Raw genomic sequence first — 15,242 nt, 5'->3', positions numbered from 1 at the left:
TCGAAGGTCAAATCCTGTGCGGCCAGGCGCCCCCGAAGGCACGATCGGTGTTCGCATCGATGTCCTGGCACATCTTGTCGACCGATTTGCCTGTAATTTCAGCCATAAATCGCACGGTGTGCGGGATCAGGAACGATGCGTTCGGTCTCCCGCGATGCGGTGTCGGTGTGAGGAACGGCGCATCGGTCTCGACAAGGATACGGTCCGAAGGTGTCACATGGAGCGCTTCGCGGAGGTTCTCAGCGTTCTTGAAGGTGATGGTGCCGGCAAACGACAGGTACGCGCCGCGCTTGACGCACTCCTTGGCGAAGTCGGCGTCGCCGGAGAAGCAGTGCATGACAGTCCGTTCCGGGGTCCCCTCATCGTCCAGCACCGCGAGGACGTCCCGGTGTGCGTCCCGGTCGTGGATCACGAGTGCCTTGTCGTGCCGCTTGGCCATCTGGATGTGCGCCCGGAACGACTCATGCTGCGCCGCACGTCCTCCTTCGCCGGTCCGGAAGTAGTCGAGCCCGGTCTCACCGACCGCCCGTACGTGCAGCGACCCGGCCAGTGCGTCGATCTCGTGCAGCGCGTCGTCGAGCGCACCCAGCTCGGCCAGGCGAGGCGCCTCGTTGGGGTGCAGCGCGACGGCAGCAACAACGGAGTCGTATGCCTGCGAGGTCTCGACCGCCCACCGCGAACCCGCCACATCACAGCCGACCTGCACGATGCGGGTGACGCCGACCGCCGCGGCGCGGTCGAGCGCCTCGTCGACGGGGATCAGCAGCCCGCCCTCACTCTCCCCTTCTTCCTGGCGCTTGCCGTACGCCCGATGATCCAGGTGGCAGTGGTTGTCCACGACAGGTGAGGGCAGTGCCTCCGGCGCGTCGGGCCACCCCTCGGTGATCGTCACTCTTCGGCGGTCTCGATGCGCGGGAACAGCGAGGCGGGCTTGGTGATCGTCGCGCCCACCGGGAGCTGGCCCCACGCCGCCACGGCGTCAATGCGCTGGTCGGCCAGTGCGCCGAGCGCGGGCCCGGCGCCGAGCGAGTCCCACAGCACGGCCGACGCCTTCGGGGTGACCGGGTTGAGCACGACCGCGAGCACACGCAACCCCTCCGCGGCAGTCGAGAGAATCGTCGCGAGCCGGTCGCCGGCTGCATCATCCTTCGCGACCTTCCACGGCGCCTGCTCGGTGAGATAGCCGTTGAGCTCATCGACGATGCGCCAGATCGCACTGAGCGCGTCCTGCGGCGCCACGGCCTCGATCGCCGCATCCGCCTCGGCGACGGCCTCGGCGACGACATCGATGACTTTCTGCTCGGCCGCTGTCGTGGCACCGGCAGCGGGCAGGGATCCGCCGAAGTATTTGCCGATCATGGCCGCAACGCGCGATGCGAGGTTGCCGAAGCCATTGGCGAGCTCGGCGTGATAGCGAGCGCTGATGTCCTCCCACGAGATCGAGCCGTCGCTGCCGAAGGTGAGTGCACGCGCGAAGTAATAGCGATAGGCGTCGGATCCGAAGGTGTCGACGATCTCGTCGGGTCGGATCCCGTTGGCCTTGGACTTGCTCATCTTCTGTCCGCCGACGAGCAGCCAGCCGTGGGCGAACACCTGGTGCGGCACGGACTCGCCCGCCGCCATCAGCATCGCGGGCCAGATCACGGCGTGGAACCGGGCGATGTCCTTGCCGACCAGATGGATGCCCGCGGGCCACACCTCGTCGAAGCGCTCACGGTCGTTGTGGTAGCCGACCGACGTCGCGTAGCTGAGGAGCGCCTCGATCCATACGTAGAAGATGTGCTTCTCGTCCCAAGGAACGCTGATGCCCCAGTCGAACGTCGAGCGGGAGATCGACAGGTCACGCAACCCACGGCTCACGAATGAGATGACCTCGTTGCGTGCCGACTCGGGCTGGATGAACGACGGGTTGGCCTCATAGAAGTCGAGCAGCTTCTGCTGGTAGTCGCTCAGGCGGAAGAAGTAGTTCTCCTCCGCGATCAGCTCGACCCGGCTGCCGTCGAGCTTGGAGACCTTGAACCCAGCGTCATCATCCTCGCCGTCGATGACGTCGTCGTCACCGACGAACTCCTCGGCGCCGACACTGTAGAAGCCCGAGAACTCGCCCTTGTAGACCGCGCCGCGCTCGTTGAGTGCGATCCAGAACGCCTGCGCCCCGTCGAGGTGGCGCTGGTCAGTCGTACGTGTGAAGTCGTCGTTGGCGACGTCGATGGTCTGCAGGAGCGGCCGCCACTCCTCCTCGACGAGCTTGTCGACCCATTCCTGGGGAGTGACGCCGTTGGCCTCCGCCTTGCGCAGGACCTTCTCGCCGTGCTCGTCGGTGCCGGTGGTGTACCAGACGCTCTCGCCCCGCTGGCGGTGCCACCGCGTGATGATGTCGCCCATGACGGTCGTGTAGCCGTGCCCGATGTGTGGAGCATCGTTGACGTAGTAGATCGGCGTGGTGACGTAGAACGTGGATTCGGACACGACCTCAATCCTAGTGGTGCTCCCGGCACGCCCTAGGAGTGCGCTGCGTCGTAGACATCCTTCTTGCGCACACCGGTCTCACCCGCGACCTGCTCGATCGCGTCCTTGCGGCTCAGGCCGTCGGCCTGCCGCGCGGTGACGAGCTCACGGAGGTCCTCTGCCTCGTATGTCCGGGTGTCCGGCCCCGCCCCGCCCACCACGATCGTGACCTCGCCGCGAACTCCGTGCTCCTGCCCGGCCGCCCACGCGACGAGCTCCCCGATCCCGCCGCGCGCCACCTCTTCATACGTCTTGGTGAGCTCACGGCAGACAGCACCGGCCCGCTCGGCGCCGAAGACCTCGGCCATCGCCCGGAGCGAGACCTCGGTGCGGTGCGGCGACTCGAAGAACACCATCGTGCGGCGCTCGGCGGCCAGCTCGGACAGCGCGCGCGTACGCTCACCTGCTTTGCGCGGGAGGAAGCCCTCGAAGCAGAATCGGTCGACGGGCAGGCCCGACACGGCAAGAGCCGTGAGCACGGCCGATGGCCCGGGGATCGCCGTGACGGCGACATCGGCAGCGATCGCGGCGACCACCAGCCGGTAGCCGGGGTCGGACACGCTCGGCATACCGGCGTCGGTCACCAGGACGACAGTGGATCCGCCGGCAAGCAGCTCGGCCAGCTCGGGCGTCCGACGCTCCTCGTTGGCCTCGAAATAGGACACGATCCGTCCCGTGATCTCGATCCCGAGCTCGGCAGCGAGGCGCTTGAGCCGCCGGGTGTCCTCGGCGGCCACGACGTCGGCCGATGCGAGGGCATCGGCGAGACGGCCGCTGGCATCGGCGACCTGACCGATCGGCGTCGCCGCGAGGATGAGCATTCCGTCATCCTCTCAGGCCCTCCAGCCCCAGCCCCGATGCGCGGTGGATTCTCCACCTCACAGGGGCATTTGAGGTTGCGATCCAACCCGCGTCCGCCAGGTCGGGGCGGGGATGGGCTGGCCGAAGAGCGAGTCCCAGCGAGGCCCGAAGGCCGGCGCTGGTCCGTTGTAACCGCGAGCCGCCAGGGCGCGGTGTACGGCCCGCACCATCGACTTCGGGCTCCTGAGATGTCGCTTGGTGACCTGCACGTACTCCCATTCGGCGCGGCGCAGGCCTGCATAGCGGTCGACGTCGCTGACGATCTGCACGGCGCTGGTCCAGTGCTGTCCGCCCTCGTACTCAACGATGAGCTTGAACAGCAGGTAGACGAGGTCACCGCAGCCGAGGAACCTGCCGTCATCGGCCCGCACGTCCCGATTGACCTCAGGTTTGGGCAGCCCGGCGAACACCAGCGCCGCACGGGTCTCGGACTCCGGCAGCGAGCGCGCTCGTCCGTCAAGGTGACGCAGGACGGTCGCAGCCTGTCCCGCGCCGGGGCGCCACGGTTGGGCGTGGATGAAGTAGACCAGCGACCCGACCGTTAGGTGTCCCCGATTCAGCAGCCAGTCGCCGACAGCGATCAGGTCGATGGTTCGTGCCGTCGCCGCGTATCCGACGTACGCAGCCTCGACGCTGACCGCCACGCCGTCGTGCGCCGGCATGAGCACTGTCCGGTGCAGCGTGATGCCGGGGATGTCAAGGTGCAGGTCTCGGCCGACAGTGAAGTGGAACGGGGTCAGGTCTCCACGCTCGAGTCCCAGCATGCGCAGCCGAGACGCGTGGCTGACTCGGGCATCGGCCGGCATCGCCAGCTGCGCCGCGCGAAGGCGTCCGCTGTCGTCGAGCCCGACGTCGTCCAGGCGGTAGACGGACGGATGGATCTCCACGAAGCGCTGGTGCTGGAGCATCCTGGGGGTGATGCCGGCGCTGCGCGCCTCGTCCCGGCTGAACGCGCGGGCGGCGAGGCGGGCCGGGACGGGTCGCGGGGGTCTCATGTCAGCAGATTGCAGCGTCGCTGCTCCCCTCCTCCACCGCGCGATCTGCTGCTGTGGACAGCGCTCGTCCCGCACCCTTCTGTGGACCCGCCTGTCGGGCGGTGGATTCTCAACCTCATTCGGTCGAATGAGGTTGAGAATCCACCGCGCCACGGGCTCACCTACGCTGGCGGGGTGACATTGCTGGCTCGTCTGTCCCCTTACAGGTGGTCAGATCGCGTGTGGGGCTGGATCGGGCCGATCGCCGTCGCGATCCTCGCCTTCGTGATCCGGGTGTGGAACGTCGGCAGGCCCCGCATCCTGATGTTCGACGAGACCTACTACGCCAAGGATGCCTATTCACTGCTGGGTCACGGCTATGTGCAGGACTTCGTCGACACCGCCAACAAGCAGGTTCAACGGGGCGACACCACCGGTCTGCTGACCGGAGATCCCTCGTGGATCGTGCATCCCGACGGCGGCAAGTGGGTCATCGCGCTCGGCGAGGCGGTGTTCGGTCTGGACCCCTTCGGCTGGCGCATCGCCGCGGTGGTCATCGGCTCGCTGACCGTCCTGGTGCTCGCTCGCCTGGTCCGCCGCATGACCGGGTCGACCGTCCTCGGTTGTTTTGCAGGGCTGCTGCTGGCGTTCGACGGGATGCACTTCGTGATGTCCCGGCTCGCCCTGCTCGACGTGTTCCTCGCATTCTGGCTGGTCTGCGGTGTCGCCTGCCTGGTTGCTGACCGGGACTGGATCCGGGAGCGGCTCGATCGCTACCGGATCATCCGCCCGTGGCAGCTGCTCGCCGGGATCAGCTTCGGGATGGCATGCGCAACCAAGTGGAGCGGCCTCTACGTCCTGGCGGTCTTCGGGGTGTTGACCGTGATCTGGGAGGTCCTGGCGCGGCGCCGCGCTCCCAAGGACTCCCCGGTCAGGCGGCACGGCTGGGTCACCACGACGCTGGTCGTCGGAGCGCCCGCGTTCGTCTCGATCGTGGTGGTTGCCGGGCTCGTCTATGTCACGACCTGGACAGGCTTCCTGATCCACCACGAGCTGTTCGAGGCACGCTTCGGCCGTGGCTACGGTGACTATTCGGCGCCCTGGGGCTCATACGTCGACCGGCCGACCACTGGCTTCCTCGGTGAGACGCGCGATGCATTCAGGTCTCTGTGGCACTTCCACGTCATGACATACGACTTCCACACCCAGGGTCTCGACAGTGCCGAGCAACATCCCTATCAGTCCAACCCCTTGGGCTGGCTCGTGATGGAGCGACCCGTCGGCGTCGAGTACACCGGCGACATGCCTGCGACCGAGTGCGGGGCCAGGTCCGGGTCCACGTGTCTGCGGGAGGTCCTGATCCTCGGCAACCCGATCATCTGGTGGTCGGGTGTGCTGGCACTCTTCGCGTCGGTTGTTGCCTGGATCGTCACGCGCAGCTGGCGCTGGGGCGTCCCGGTGCTCGCCGTGCTCGCCGGCTGGGTCCCGTGGTTCCTCAATGCCGACCGGCCGATCTTCTCCTTCTATGCCGTCGTCGTGATCCCGTTCACGATCATCGCGATCTCGCTGGTCCTGGCCGAGCTCGCCCGTGCGGCCGAGTCACCGCGGCACCGCTATGTCGTCGGACTCTTCGCGGGCATCTTCCTCACCGCGGTCGTCGTGACGTTCTGGTTCTTCCACCCGATCTACACCGGCAAGATCATCCCTTACGACTCCTGGCACGACCGCATGTGGTTCGACCGGTGGATCTGAGCCGATCTTCAACCACCGGACGCTCGGGCGCCACCGGATGTTCGTACGATCGACCGCGGGAACTCTGCAGGTGAGACCCTCCGCACCTCATACTGGGTAGTCCACGATCGTTCGGGAGGCGAGCTGTGAGAATCACGGCAGTGATGACGCGCCGGCGACGACGTCTCGCTCTGGCGGCTCTGCTCGCAATGGTCACGATCCCGCTCGTGACCTCCTCGGCCCAGGCCGCGGCCTGCCAGCCAGGTGACTCCTGCGTCACCATCGAGTACGTCAGCACGAAGGACGGGGTCGCCAATCGCGTGGTCGGCCCCTACACCTATGCGATCAACAAGGATCCAGCTCTCGTGGCAGAGGGGAAGCCATACACGATCCGCACCAAGCCGGGTGGTCCAGCAACCCCGATCCGTGAGGGTGGCATCCCCAACACCCTGCCCCTGTCGGCGCTCGTCGCACAGTCGGATGCTGAGCCGAACAACCAGGTCCGGAACGACGTCACCTTCTCCGAGACGCCTGGGTTGGACAAGGTGCCCGCAGTCCTCAGCCCCGCTCGACTCAGGGGCACCTCTCCGTACGCCGACAACCTCGTCCCCGCCGTCTACGTGGCGGACGATGGCGGCGTCGGTTACGTCCGCCCACTCGCCGACGGCACCAAGGACGTCAACGCGCTGGAGGTCTTTGCGACCGAGCCGGGCACCCCGCTCACGCTCACCTTCCACGTCACGGGCGAGCTGGTCTCCGCCACGATCAAGTCCTCTCCCGCGAAGCCCACCACGGCCGGCCCCGTTTCGTTCTCCGCCGAGATCGGCTCCGACAGCGACGAGTCGTTCTCGTATGCGTGGAACTTCGTCGGAAAGTCCGACGTCCAGTCCAAGAAGGCCGCGCCGACCTACACCTACACGCGCAAGGACTCCTACTCCGTCAACCTCTCTGTCCGCGGCGACGATGGCTCCTACGGCCGCGCGTCAACCGCGACCGTCAAGGTCGGCAACGTGCCGAAGTCCTCGTCCAACGGAACCGGGAACGGAACCGGGACCGGCGGCACGGGCGGCGGCGCAGGCGGCGCGGGTGGTGGCACCGGATACACCCCTCCCTACGACCCGAGCACCCCGCCGGTCGCCGATCCTCCGGCTGATGCGACCCCGCCCCCGGACAACCTGACCCCGCTCGATGACGGACTCGAGGCGGTCGAGGGCTTCGTGCTGGCCGGAGCGGGAGCCGAGGAGGGCGAGAGCATCCCGGGCACCCAGGCCACCAGCCAGCCGACACAGGCAACTGAGCTGTCCGCCGGCCGCAAGATCAATGGAGCGGTGATCGGCACCCTCGCAGTGATGCTGCTGCTGGGACTCGGCGCAGAGATCGAGGCACGATGGGTCAGCAACCGGCTGGGCCACCTGAGGAGACGCACATGAGTGACGGCATCTACAACATCATCTTCCGGGTCGCGGAGGTGCTGGAGCTGCCGGTGGTGATCCTCGCGCTGCTGGCCCTTGCGGCTGTGCTGGTCGAGCTGGGGATGTTCATCGTCGAGATGGTCAAGCGCCGCCGGCGTACGTTTCCCGCTCTTGCCAAGGCCGGCGCCTCGGCGCGCCAGGCCGTCGATGCCGGCCGTGCGGAGGAGGCGTCCGCCCTGCTGCAGACCGTCGCGTGGAGCGGGGCGGTCGGGAAGGCGTTCGGCGTCGTCGTCCGCGAGGTCGGCAACCCCGGCGCTGACACCCGCATCGCCAAGGAGCTCGCCGACTTCGACTTCTCCCGGCAGGCCCGACTGTCCCGCACTCGCCTGCTGGTCCGCCTCGGGCCGGCGCTCGGCCTCATGGGGACCCTCATCCCCCTCTCGCCGGCGCTCGACGGCCTCGCCCGCGGCGATGTCGACGCGTTGACCGAGAACCTGCGACTCGCCTTCAGCATCACGGTCCTCGGCATCCTGATCGGCGCCCTCGCCCTCGCGCTCTCGCTCGTACGCGAACGGCTCTACGGCCAGGACTTCTCCGATCTGGAATACGTCGCGGCGGTCCTGACCGACGACGGAACGGGAGCCGCTGCCGTCACCCATGCACCTGCGATACCCGCGCCGACAACATCCCGCGACACCGTCACGAGCCCGTCCCTGAGCCCGCCACCCGGTGCGACATCGAGCCCGACGACGACCCTTCCGGCCCACACGGATCCGCCGGCATGATCCACGTGACGCCACGGGCGCGCATCTCCAGTGACCGCGCAGGCGACCCGCTCGACGGGCTGGTCAACATGTTCGACCTCGGCATCGTGCTCGCGGTCGCCTTCCTGCTCGCGGCGCTGTCGTCGCTCGGGCTCTCCGGGGCCGTCAGCTCAGGTGGCCTGACCAAGCCTGCGCTCGGCGAAGTCACCACCCAACCTGGCGAGACCGTCGAGGACGTGCCGGCCAACGGCACGAAGACTGTGGGGCGCGGCACCCCGGTCGGCACGGTCTATCGCCTTGCCGACGGCCGGCTCGTCTATGTCACCCAGGACGCGGCCGGCGCGCCGAGCCTCACGCCAACCAGCCCGGCGCCAACCAGCCCGGCGCCATCCGTGCCGGCACCCTCACAGCCGGCGCCCTCACAGCCGACGCCAGCTCCCTAGCCAGACCCGTCTAGCCGCCGGCGCCCTTGAAGGCGAGCCCGACGATCCAGGCGATGTCGGTCGCGGCATCGGCCGGCGGCTTCGAGGGGCGTGTGATGGCCGACAGGACGAGTCGCACCACGACCTCCACGGCGACCTCGAGCTCACCGTCGGTCAGGGGCGTCGGCGGATAGAGGTCGAGCACGGACTGCTTGACCACGATCACGGCCGACTCGACGATCTCGCCGGACTCGGTGGTCAAGATCTTGAGGAAGTCGGTGTCGTGCTCATCGGGCAGCGATCCCATGATCGTACGGACCAGCAGGCTCCGCTCACCCATGAGCAGGACTCCCTCGCAGGCGGCGCGGATGCCCTCCACCAGCTCGGTCTCGCTCGCCATGCGCTCGCGCACGACCTCGAGGAACCGGCCCAGCTCACGCATCGCGAGCTGCTCGGCGAGCCCATGCTTGGTGCCGAACTCGTTGTAGACCGTCTGCCGGCTCACCCCGGCCTGCTCGCCGATCCGCGCCATCGTCACGCTCGACCAGCCGGTGTCCTCGATCGTTGCCTGGGCCGCGTCGAGGAGTCGGTCGCGGACCAGGCCGACGCTCTGCACTCCCGCTGTCATGTCACTGAGCCGTCGTCGAGGACCGCGTCGAGACGCTCCTGAGCGGAGATCCAGGCGCGCGCCGTCCGTATGTCCCTCGGCCGGCCGATCCCGATCGCGCCGCGGACGATGCCATCGTCGAGGAGATAGGCCACAAAGTCGCGATCGGCCATCGAGCCGTGCACGACGAGCTCATGCGCCGCGTCGGGCCACCCCACGACCTGGAGGTTGTGGCCGTACTGGTCCGACCAGCACCACGGCACCTCGACGAAAGGCACCTCACCACCGGCCATGACCTTGCCGACCGCGGTCCCGTGATTCTGAGCGCCCTGCCAGTGCTCGACCCGGTGCCGGCCTCCCAGCACACCATTGGGTTGGTTGGCCACGTCGCCGGCCGCGAACACGCCCGGCGCCGACGTCCGGCCGAGCGCGTCGACCGTGATGCCACCTCCGAGCTCCGGCGCCGTGGTGACGATCCCCGCGGCGTCGGCGAGCTCGACGTTGGGCTCCATGCCGACCGCAACGACGACGACCGGCGCCGACCACGTGCGCCCATCGACCGACCGCACAACCGTCTGGTCGCCATGCTCGTCGATCGAGGAGACCATGACGCCGGTGTGCAGGTTGGTTCCTTCGGTCTTGTGCAGGTCGACGTAGAGCTCGCCCAGCTGTGGCGGCAGCAGCCTCGGGAGCGGGAGGGACGCAGTCTCGAGCAGTGTCACCTCACACCCCAGGCCACGCGCACTGGCCGCGATCTCCGAGCCGATCAGCCCCGCACCGACCACGATGACATGGCCACCCCCGGCCAGCTCGGCCTGCAGCCGTGGGACGTCGGCGAGACTGCGGAGCGTACGGATGCCGGGCGCAGACCACGGCGCGCGAGCCCGGCCACCCGTCGCGAGCAGCAGATGGTCGTAGAGGATTGCTTCATCCCCGGAGAGCCTCAGCGCACGCGCCTCGGTGTCGATCGAGGCGACCGTGACGCCCGTGCGCAGGTTGATCGCCTGCTCGTCGTACCACTCGGCCTTCTTGATGCGGATCTCGTCGGGTGTCTTGACGCCCTGCACGATCTCCTTGGAGACCGGCGGCCGGCGATAGGGCAGCTCCGGCTCCGCGCCGAGCAGGTCGATGTCGCCCACATAGCCGCTGTTGCGCAAAGCGGCTGCCGCGCTGACCCCGGCGATTCCGGCCCCGACGATGACCGTGCGATGCGTCATGCGATCAGACCAGCTCGAGCATCGTGAAATCGGCCTTGGCCGCGCCACAGTCGGGGCACGTCCAGTCGTCGGGGATGTCCTCCCACTTGGTGCCCGGCGGGATGTTCTCCTCTTCCCAGCCCTCGGCCTCGTCGTAGATGAATCCGCACTGCTGGCACTCCCACTGCTTCACGCCTGGTCTCCCTCTCGAATGTCTTCGGTCGTGCTGCCCGCGGGCACGAAATCGACCTGCTCCCTCACGCCACAGTCAGGGCACGCCCAGTCGGCGTCGATGTCCGCAAATGGCGTCCCGGCCGGCCACCCTTCGCGCGGGTCGCCCTTGGCCTCGTCGTAGACATACTCGCAGTTGGGACACACGAACTGGCTCATGCTGCGCCCTCCTTGACCGCGCCATGCTTCCGCGCGTACTTCTTGGCCGTCCTCGGATGGAGATTGGTTCGGCTCAGGTCGCCCTCGTAGTGACTCAAGACCCGTTCGTCCATGACCGAACGCCAGATCTGCGGCACCCAGCTCAGCACGATCATGCCCGCATAACCCGTGGGCAGGACCGGCGCCTCCTTGAAGTCCCGCAGGGCCTGGTAGCGCCGGGTCGGGTTGGCGTGGTGGTCGCTGTGGCGCTGCAGGTGATAGAGCAGCACATTGGTCGCGATGTTGTTGGAGTTCCAGCTGTGGCTCGGGTTGACCCGCTCATACCGGCCGGACTCGAGCTTGGCTCGCTTCATGCCGTAGTGCTCGAGATAGTTGACCGATTCGAGCAACCAGATGCCCGCGACCGCCTGCAGCACGAGATAGGGCAGGATCTCCCAGCCGAATGCGGCAACGAGGCCGCCCCACAGGACGACGGAGAACATCCAGGCGTTGAACAGGTCGTTCTTGATCGACCAGTGCGACTTCTTCTGGCGCTCGAAGCGCTTCTTCTCCAGCCCCCACGCGCTCTTGAGGCTGCCCCAGACGGTGCGGGGCATGAACTCCCAGACGGTCTCGCCGAGTCTGCCGCTCGCCGGGTCCTCCGGGGTGGCCACGCGGACATGGTGCCCCCGGTTGTGCTCGATGAAGAAGTGGCCGTAGAACGTCTGCGCCAGCGCGACGCGAGCGAACCAGCGCTCGTGCTCCTCCTTCTTGTGGCCGAGCTCGTGCGCGGTGTTGATGCCGATTCCGGCGACCATGCCGAGGCCGAGGGCGAGGCCGATCTTCTCCGCGACGGTCAGCGGGTCATCGATGCCCGGCAACGTGCCTCCACCGAGGAGGTAGGCGCCCCAGATCAGTCCGGCGATCTGCACGGGGATGAACGCATAGGTCACCCAGCGGTAGTAGCGGTCCCCCTCCAGCGCCTCGATCACCTCATCCGGCGGGTTGTCGGGGTCGAGACCGGCGAGCAGGTCGGCGATCGGGATGAGCACGAAGACGAAGAACGGCCCGAAGTACCAGACGAGGCTCGAGCCGGTGAGGACGTAGAGGCCCCACATGCTGACCGGGATCAGGGGCACGATCGCCCCCACGATCCAGAGGTGCCGCTTGCGGTCACGCCACTGGATGACTTCGCCGTCCACGGTTGCTTCGATCGTCATGCTGCTCCTCCTTGGTCCGCCCTGGGAGGGGCGCTTTACAAGAAGGTAGCAAATGTAAAGTAGGAAGGCAATGGTCCCGTCATCCGCCGATCACGAGGCCAGGGTCGGATCGAACAAGTTGACGCCGACGAGGACCATCCTCTCCGGGGTCACGCAGGTCTGGAGAACGACATCCGTGGGGGGCAGATCCCGGACCTCGGCCTTGCCTCGAACCTCGTGCTCGATCGCCGTGACGACATAGGTCCCCCGCTTCACCCCGTCGCCCCTGAGCTTGACCGCCTGACCGATCTCGAGCTTGGGGATCCAGGCCGACCCACCGCAGAAGTCATGCTCGGCGACGAGCACGGGCCGCCCATCACCGAGACCGATCGCGATCGGTCCACGGCAGAAGTCCAGCATCAGCTCAGAACGCTCGAGGGTCGAGGTGGCATAGATCGTGCGGTCGAACTTCGCCTTCGGGGGTGGAGGTGGCGACGGCGGGGGCAGCGTTGGCTTGGCGACCTCGGTCGACTTCGTGTCCGAGGCGGCGGGTTCGCTGGCATCCTCGGGCGTTGAGGAACTCGACGCCAGAACGACCGCGAGGATCACAGTGGCCACGCCGATCAGCACCACGACGGCACGCTTCATATCCACCACCTCCTGCCTCGAACCCACTCTACGAGCGACAACCCAACGGGGCGACTCCCGATCTTGTGGACGGGATCGTGAGACGGTGTGGCTGGTCCGGACATCTTCGGTTAGAGACGTCCGCACATTGCACAGATCGGAGCGCCGGGTGACGACACCGACGACCATCGACGACAACCCCGTCATCGGGGACCGTGCCCTGCTGGAGCGTGCTGCCAATGGCGACCGAGCAGCATTCGGTCAGCTGTACGACCGGCACGTGCGTCCGGTCTATTGGCAGGCCTACTCGGTCGTGCAGGACGCGGACGAGGCGCAGGACATCACCCAGGACGTGTTCATCACGACGTGGGACAAGATCCGGCGGATCTCGGTCGTCGACGAGTCGGTGCTTCCCTGGTTGCTTGTCACGGCACGGTTCACCGCCCTCAACGCTCGCCGCCGCACCCAGAAGGCCCGAGCGCACAGCTGGCCGCTCGACCCGGACCTGCCCGACAGTGCGTCCGTCGAGGATGAAGTTGCGGCGGGACAGGTCCGCAACGAGATCGACAAGGCGGTCGCCGCCCTGTCCCCCACCGACCGACAGCTCTATGACCTCTGCGTCGTCGGGGACCACACCTACGAGCTGGCCGCCCGCGAGCTCGGCGTCAGCCACGCCGTGGTCCGCAACCGGCTCTCGCGCCTTCGCACTCGGCTGCGCGCCGACCTCCGATCCATGAGGGAGACATCATGAACCATCCCACGCTCGACGATGACCGCATCGCTTCGATGCGCTCCTCAGTCATGCAGGCCGTCGATCAGGACATCAACCGCCGGAGTCGCCGGGCTCGCCGCACGATCGGACTGGCCGCGGCGAGCGTTCTGGTCGTCGGGGCCGGCTCGATCGGGGTCGATGCGCTGAGCAACATGTCCACCTCCAGCGATGACAGCGCTGGCACGTCCTCCCAGTCCGACTCCAGACTCATCGAGCAGCCGGGGACCTCCTCACTCGAAGACAGCGGATCGGAAAGCGCCGACAAGCCCCTCGCCCCTGAGGACGACCGCAAGGTCATCACGACCGGCTCGATCTCCGTCACGGTCAAGCAGCCGCGGGTGACCGCGCAGCAGCTCAGCGCGTATGTCGACAGCATCGGCGGCCGCGTCGACTCCCGCACCGAGGACGGCACGGGCGAGGACGCCAGTGCCGACCTGCTCATCCGGGTGCCGAGCTCCAAGCTGACCGCGACCATCGCGCAGCTCAAGACGTACGGCACGGTCGAGACGGTCTCACTCCGAAATGACGACGTGACTGCGGCGTCGAAGGATCTCGACGCGCGCATCGACGCCCTCGAGCTGTCGATCGGACGGCTGGAGAAGCTCCTGGGCACAGCCAGCAACAACCGCTCGATCATCGCCGCCGAGTCTGCTCTGACCAAGCGGCAGTCACAGCTCGAGCAGCTCGAGTCGCAACAGCGCAGCATGGACGGCCAGGTCGAGCTGTCGACCATTCAGGTCAGCCTGGCGCAGAAGCTCGGCGTCGAGTCGGTCGAGCCGGGCGGGTTCAAGGGCGGCCTGACCAATGGGTGGAACGCGCTGGTCTCGACGGTCAACAATGTCGTCGAGGTTGCCGGGACCCTGCTTCCCTGGGCTGCCATTGCAGTCCTCGTCTACGGCGCCTACCGGCTCGTGTCTCGGCGCCGCGGCTGGAGCTGACGTCAGACTTCGCCGAGGAACTCCCGGGCCACACCTTGGGGCACGCACATCCGCCAGGCGTCGATGACCAGCTCCCGCATCTCGTCGCGACCGAGTGCCGCCATCTTGGCCACGACCCACTGATAGCGCATGTCGCCTGCCGGTGGCAGCTGGAACTCCTCGGGGCGCGAGGAGACGAGGTGCTCGCGCTCCTCCCGAGGGAAGCCGAAACCCATCAAGGTCTCGTCGCGGGAGAACGACACGAACACCAGGCTCCCGACCCGGAACTTGATCCGGTCACGCACCAGCGCCTCGTATGCCCGAGGCAGGGTGAGCGCAAGCCCTCGCACGTCCTCGACCGTGACCATCTCCGGAGCCTATGCGGGGGGTCGGACGATCAGCCTTCGGACTGGGCTTGCGGACCCAGTGCGTTGACCATCCACGTAGTCCCGAAGCGGTCGGTGAGCATGCCGAAGGTGTCACCCCACGGGGCCTGCACAAATGGCTGGTCGACCGAGCCGCCGTCGGCGAGTCCGTCGAAGAAGCCGCGCAGCTCGGACTCGTCCTCGCCGCTGAGCGAGATCGCCATGTTGTTGCCGGCCTGGAGCTCCACATCGGGCGGCACGTCGGCCGCCATCAGGGTCAAGCCGCCTGGCGTCTGAAGCTGAGCGTGCATGATCTTGTCGGAGTGGGCCGGATCCTCGCTCATCCCGAACTCCCCGAAGGTCGATGTCGTCAGGTCGCCACCGAGCACGGACTGATAGAACGTCATCGCCGCCGCGGCGGTGTCCTCGAACGACAGATAGGGGTTGAGAATTGTCGCCATGGAACGTGTCTCCTCGGGTTGAATCGGGCTGTCGTCTGAGTATCGACCAGATCCGGC

The 15,242-nt window shown here is 67.4% G+C and carries 18 protein-coding genes; 6 read left to right on the top strand and 12 right to left on the bottom strand.

Annotation, left to right across the window (positions count from 1 at the left end; genetic code table 11):
- Positions 1-7: 7 nt before the first annotated feature.
- From WKF39_RS03210 to WKF39_RS03195, 4 genes are read right to left on the bottom strand one after another with little or no spacing between them, the layout of a single operon-like run.
- Positions 8-886, bottom strand: a complete 879-nt coding sequence (locus tag WKF39_RS03210; RefSeq protein ID WP_340386076.1) for a TatD family hydrolase — start codon at positions 884-886, stop codon at positions 8-10.
- Positions 887-888: 2 nt separating this feature from the next.
- Positions 889-2,469 (bottom strand): methionine--tRNA ligase, encoded by a 1,581-nt coding sequence (gene metG / locus WKF39_RS03205; protein WP_340385784.1) that lies wholly within the window; start codon positions 2,467-2,469, stop codon positions 889-891.
- Positions 2,470-2,501: 32 nt separating this feature from the next.
- Positions 2,502-3,329, bottom strand: a complete 828-nt coding sequence (gene rsmI / locus WKF39_RS03200; RefSeq protein WP_340385783.1) for a 16S rRNA (cytidine(1402)-2'-O)-methyltransferase — start codon at positions 3,327-3,329, stop codon at positions 2,502-2,504.
- Between the two features lie 57 nt (positions 3,330-3,386).
- Complete coding sequence (locus tag WKF39_RS03195) at positions 3,387-4,364, bottom strand: hypothetical protein (protein ID WP_340385782.1); 978 nt, start codon at positions 4,362-4,364, stop codon at positions 3,387-3,389.
- 174 nt (positions 4,365-4,538) lie between these two features.
- Here WKF39_RS03195 and WKF39_RS03190 point away from each other — a divergent pair, with 174 nt between their 5' ends.
- The 4 genes from WKF39_RS03190 (at position 4,539) to WKF39_RS03175 (ending at position 8,693) form a co-directional block, all read left to right on the top strand.
- On the top strand, positions 4,539-6,095 hold the full coding sequence (locus WKF39_RS03190; RefSeq protein ID WP_340385781.1) for a phospholipid carrier-dependent glycosyltransferase: 1,557 nt from the start codon (positions 4,539-4,541) through the stop codon (positions 6,093-6,095).
- Between the two features lie 143 nt (positions 6,096-6,238).
- The gene (locus WKF39_RS03185) at positions 6,239-7,504 is read left to right on the top strand and encodes a PKD domain-containing protein (protein ID WP_340386075.1); all 1,266 of its coding nucleotides are present in this window, start codon (positions 6,239-6,241) and stop codon (positions 7,502-7,504) included.
- Positions 7,501-8,271, top strand: a complete 771-nt coding sequence (locus WKF39_RS03180; protein ID WP_340385780.1) for a MotA/TolQ/ExbB proton channel family protein — start codon at positions 7,501-7,503, stop codon at positions 8,269-8,271. Before WKF39_RS03185 ends, WKF39_RS03180 begins: the two co-directional genes overlap by 4 nt.
- A complete protein-coding gene (locus WKF39_RS03175; RefSeq protein ID WP_340385779.1) occupies positions 8,268-8,693 on the top strand; it encodes a DUF2149 domain-containing protein in 426 nt (141 codons plus the stop codon). The genes WKF39_RS03180 and WKF39_RS03175 overlap by 4 nt, the downstream gene beginning before the upstream one ends.
- A gap of 10 nt (positions 8,694-8,703) precedes the next feature.
- On the opposite strand, the gene WKF39_RS03170 is transcribed toward WKF39_RS03175, so the two are convergent.
- From WKF39_RS03170 to WKF39_RS03145, 6 genes are all read right to left on the bottom strand, one after another.
- Entirely contained in the window at positions 8,704-9,300 is a 597-nt protein-coding gene (locus WKF39_RS03170) for a TetR family transcriptional regulator (RefSeq protein ID WP_340385778.1), read from the bottom strand.
- Positions 9,297-10,496 carry an FAD-dependent oxidoreductase gene (locus WKF39_RS03165; RefSeq protein ID WP_340385777.1) on the bottom strand — a complete coding sequence of 400 codons (1,200 nt, stop codon included), beginning with the start codon at positions 10,494-10,496 and terminating at the stop codon, positions 9,297-9,299. Before WKF39_RS03165 ends, WKF39_RS03170 begins: the two co-directional genes overlap by 4 nt.
- Positions 10,497-10,500: 4 nt before the next feature.
- Positions 10,501-10,668 carry a rubredoxin gene (locus WKF39_RS03160; RefSeq protein WP_340385776.1) on the bottom strand — a complete coding sequence of 56 codons (168 nt, stop codon included), beginning with the start codon at positions 10,666-10,668 and terminating at the stop codon, positions 10,501-10,503.
- Complete coding sequence (locus tag WKF39_RS03155; protein ID WP_340385775.1) at positions 10,665-10,865, bottom strand: rubredoxin; 201 nt, start codon at positions 10,863-10,865, stop codon at positions 10,665-10,667. The genes WKF39_RS03160 and WKF39_RS03155 overlap by 4 nt, the downstream gene beginning before the upstream one ends.
- Entirely contained in the window at positions 10,862-12,064 is a 1,203-nt protein-coding gene (locus WKF39_RS03150; protein ID WP_340385774.1) for an alkane 1-monooxygenase, read from the bottom strand. Before WKF39_RS03150 ends, WKF39_RS03155 begins: the two co-directional genes overlap by 4 nt.
- A gap of 90 nt (positions 12,065-12,154) precedes the next feature.
- A complete protein-coding gene (locus tag WKF39_RS03145) occupies positions 12,155-12,691 on the bottom strand; it encodes a hypothetical protein (protein ID WP_340385773.1) in 537 nt (178 codons plus the stop codon).
- A 148-nt stretch (positions 12,692-12,839) separates the two neighbouring features.
- On the opposite strand from WKF39_RS03145, the gene WKF39_RS03140 reads away from it, so the two are divergent.
- On the top strand, positions 12,840-13,421 hold the full coding sequence (locus tag WKF39_RS03140; protein WP_340385772.1) for an RNA polymerase sigma factor: 582 nt from the start codon (positions 12,840-12,842) through the stop codon (positions 13,419-13,421).
- Entirely contained in the window at positions 13,418-14,380 is a 963-nt protein-coding gene (locus WKF39_RS03135; protein ID WP_340385771.1) for a DUF4349 domain-containing protein, read from the top strand. The genes WKF39_RS03140 and WKF39_RS03135 overlap by 4 nt, the downstream gene beginning before the upstream one ends.
- A 2-nt stretch (positions 14,381-14,382) precedes the next feature.
- Here WKF39_RS03135 and WKF39_RS03130 read toward each other — a convergent pair whose 3' ends face one another.
- Complete coding sequence (locus WKF39_RS03130; protein ID WP_340385770.1) at positions 14,383-14,727, bottom strand: MmcQ/YjbR family DNA-binding protein; 345 nt, start codon at positions 14,725-14,727, stop codon at positions 14,383-14,385.
- Positions 14,728-14,756: 29 nt separating this feature from the next.
- Entirely contained in the window at positions 14,757-15,185 is a 429-nt protein-coding gene (locus tag WKF39_RS03125; protein ID WP_340385769.1) for a VOC family protein, read from the bottom strand.
- Positions 15,186-15,242 lie beyond the last annotated feature (57 nt).

Origin of the sequence: Aeromicrobium sp. (assembly GCF_037719875.1) — a bacterium.
GTDB lineage: Bacteria > Actinomycetota > Actinomycetes > Propionibacteriales > Nocardioidaceae > Aeromicrobium.
The sequence above is the reverse complement of the archived record's forward strand: the minus strand, read 5'-3'. Positions and strand labels throughout refer to the sequence as shown.

What these genes read in the sequence shown, in the direction of transcription:
- WKF39_RS03165 (WP_340385777.1), bottom strand. Translation starts at nt 10,496, where the DNA reads ATGACGCATCGCACGGTCATCGTCGGGGCCGGAATCGCCGGGGTCAGC.
- rsmI (WP_340385783.1), bottom strand. Translation starts at nt 3,329, where the DNA reads ATGCTCATCCTCGCGGCGACGCCGATCGGTCAGGTCGCCGATGCCAGC.
- WKF39_RS03195 (WP_340385782.1), bottom strand. Translation starts at nt 4,364, where the DNA reads ATGAGACCCCCGCGACCCGTCCCGGCCCGCCTCGCCGCCCGCGCGTTC.
- WKF39_RS03125 (WP_340385769.1), bottom strand. Translation starts at nt 15,185, where the DNA reads ATGGCGACAATTCTCAACCCCTATCTGTCGTTCGAGGACACCGCCGCG.
- WKF39_RS03170 (WP_340385778.1), bottom strand. Translation starts at nt 9,300, where the DNA reads ATGACAGCGGGAGTGCAGAGCGTCGGCCTGGTCCGCGACCGACTCCTC.
- WKF39_RS03135 (WP_340385771.1), top strand. Translation starts at nt 13,418, where the DNA reads ATGAACCATCCCACGCTCGACGATGACCGCATCGCTTCGATGCGCTCC.
- WKF39_RS03155 (WP_340385775.1), bottom strand. Translation starts at nt 10,865, where the DNA reads ATGAGCCAGTTCGTGTGTCCCAACTGCGAGTATGTCTACGACGAGGCC.
- WKF39_RS03145 (WP_340385773.1), bottom strand. Translation starts at nt 12,691, where the DNA reads ATGAAGCGTGCCGTCGTGGTGCTGATCGGCGTGGCCACTGTGATCCTC.
- WKF39_RS03150 (WP_340385774.1), bottom strand. Translation starts at nt 12,064, where the DNA reads ATGACGATCGAAGCAACCGTGGACGGCGAAGTCATCCAGTGGCGTGAC.
- WKF39_RS03185 (WP_340386075.1), top strand. Translation starts at nt 6,239, where the DNA reads ATGACGCGCCGGCGACGACGTCTCGCTCTGGCGGCTCTGCTCGCAATG.
- WKF39_RS03175 (WP_340385779.1), top strand. Translation starts at nt 8,268, where the DNA reads ATGATCCACGTGACGCCACGGGCGCGCATCTCCAGTGACCGCGCAGGC.
- WKF39_RS03130 (WP_340385770.1), bottom strand. Translation starts at nt 14,727, where the DNA reads ATGGTCACGGTCGAGGACGTGCGAGGGCTTGCGCTCACCCTGCCTCGG.
- WKF39_RS03180 (WP_340385780.1), top strand. Translation starts at nt 7,501, where the DNA reads ATGAGTGACGGCATCTACAACATCATCTTCCGGGTCGCGGAGGTGCTG.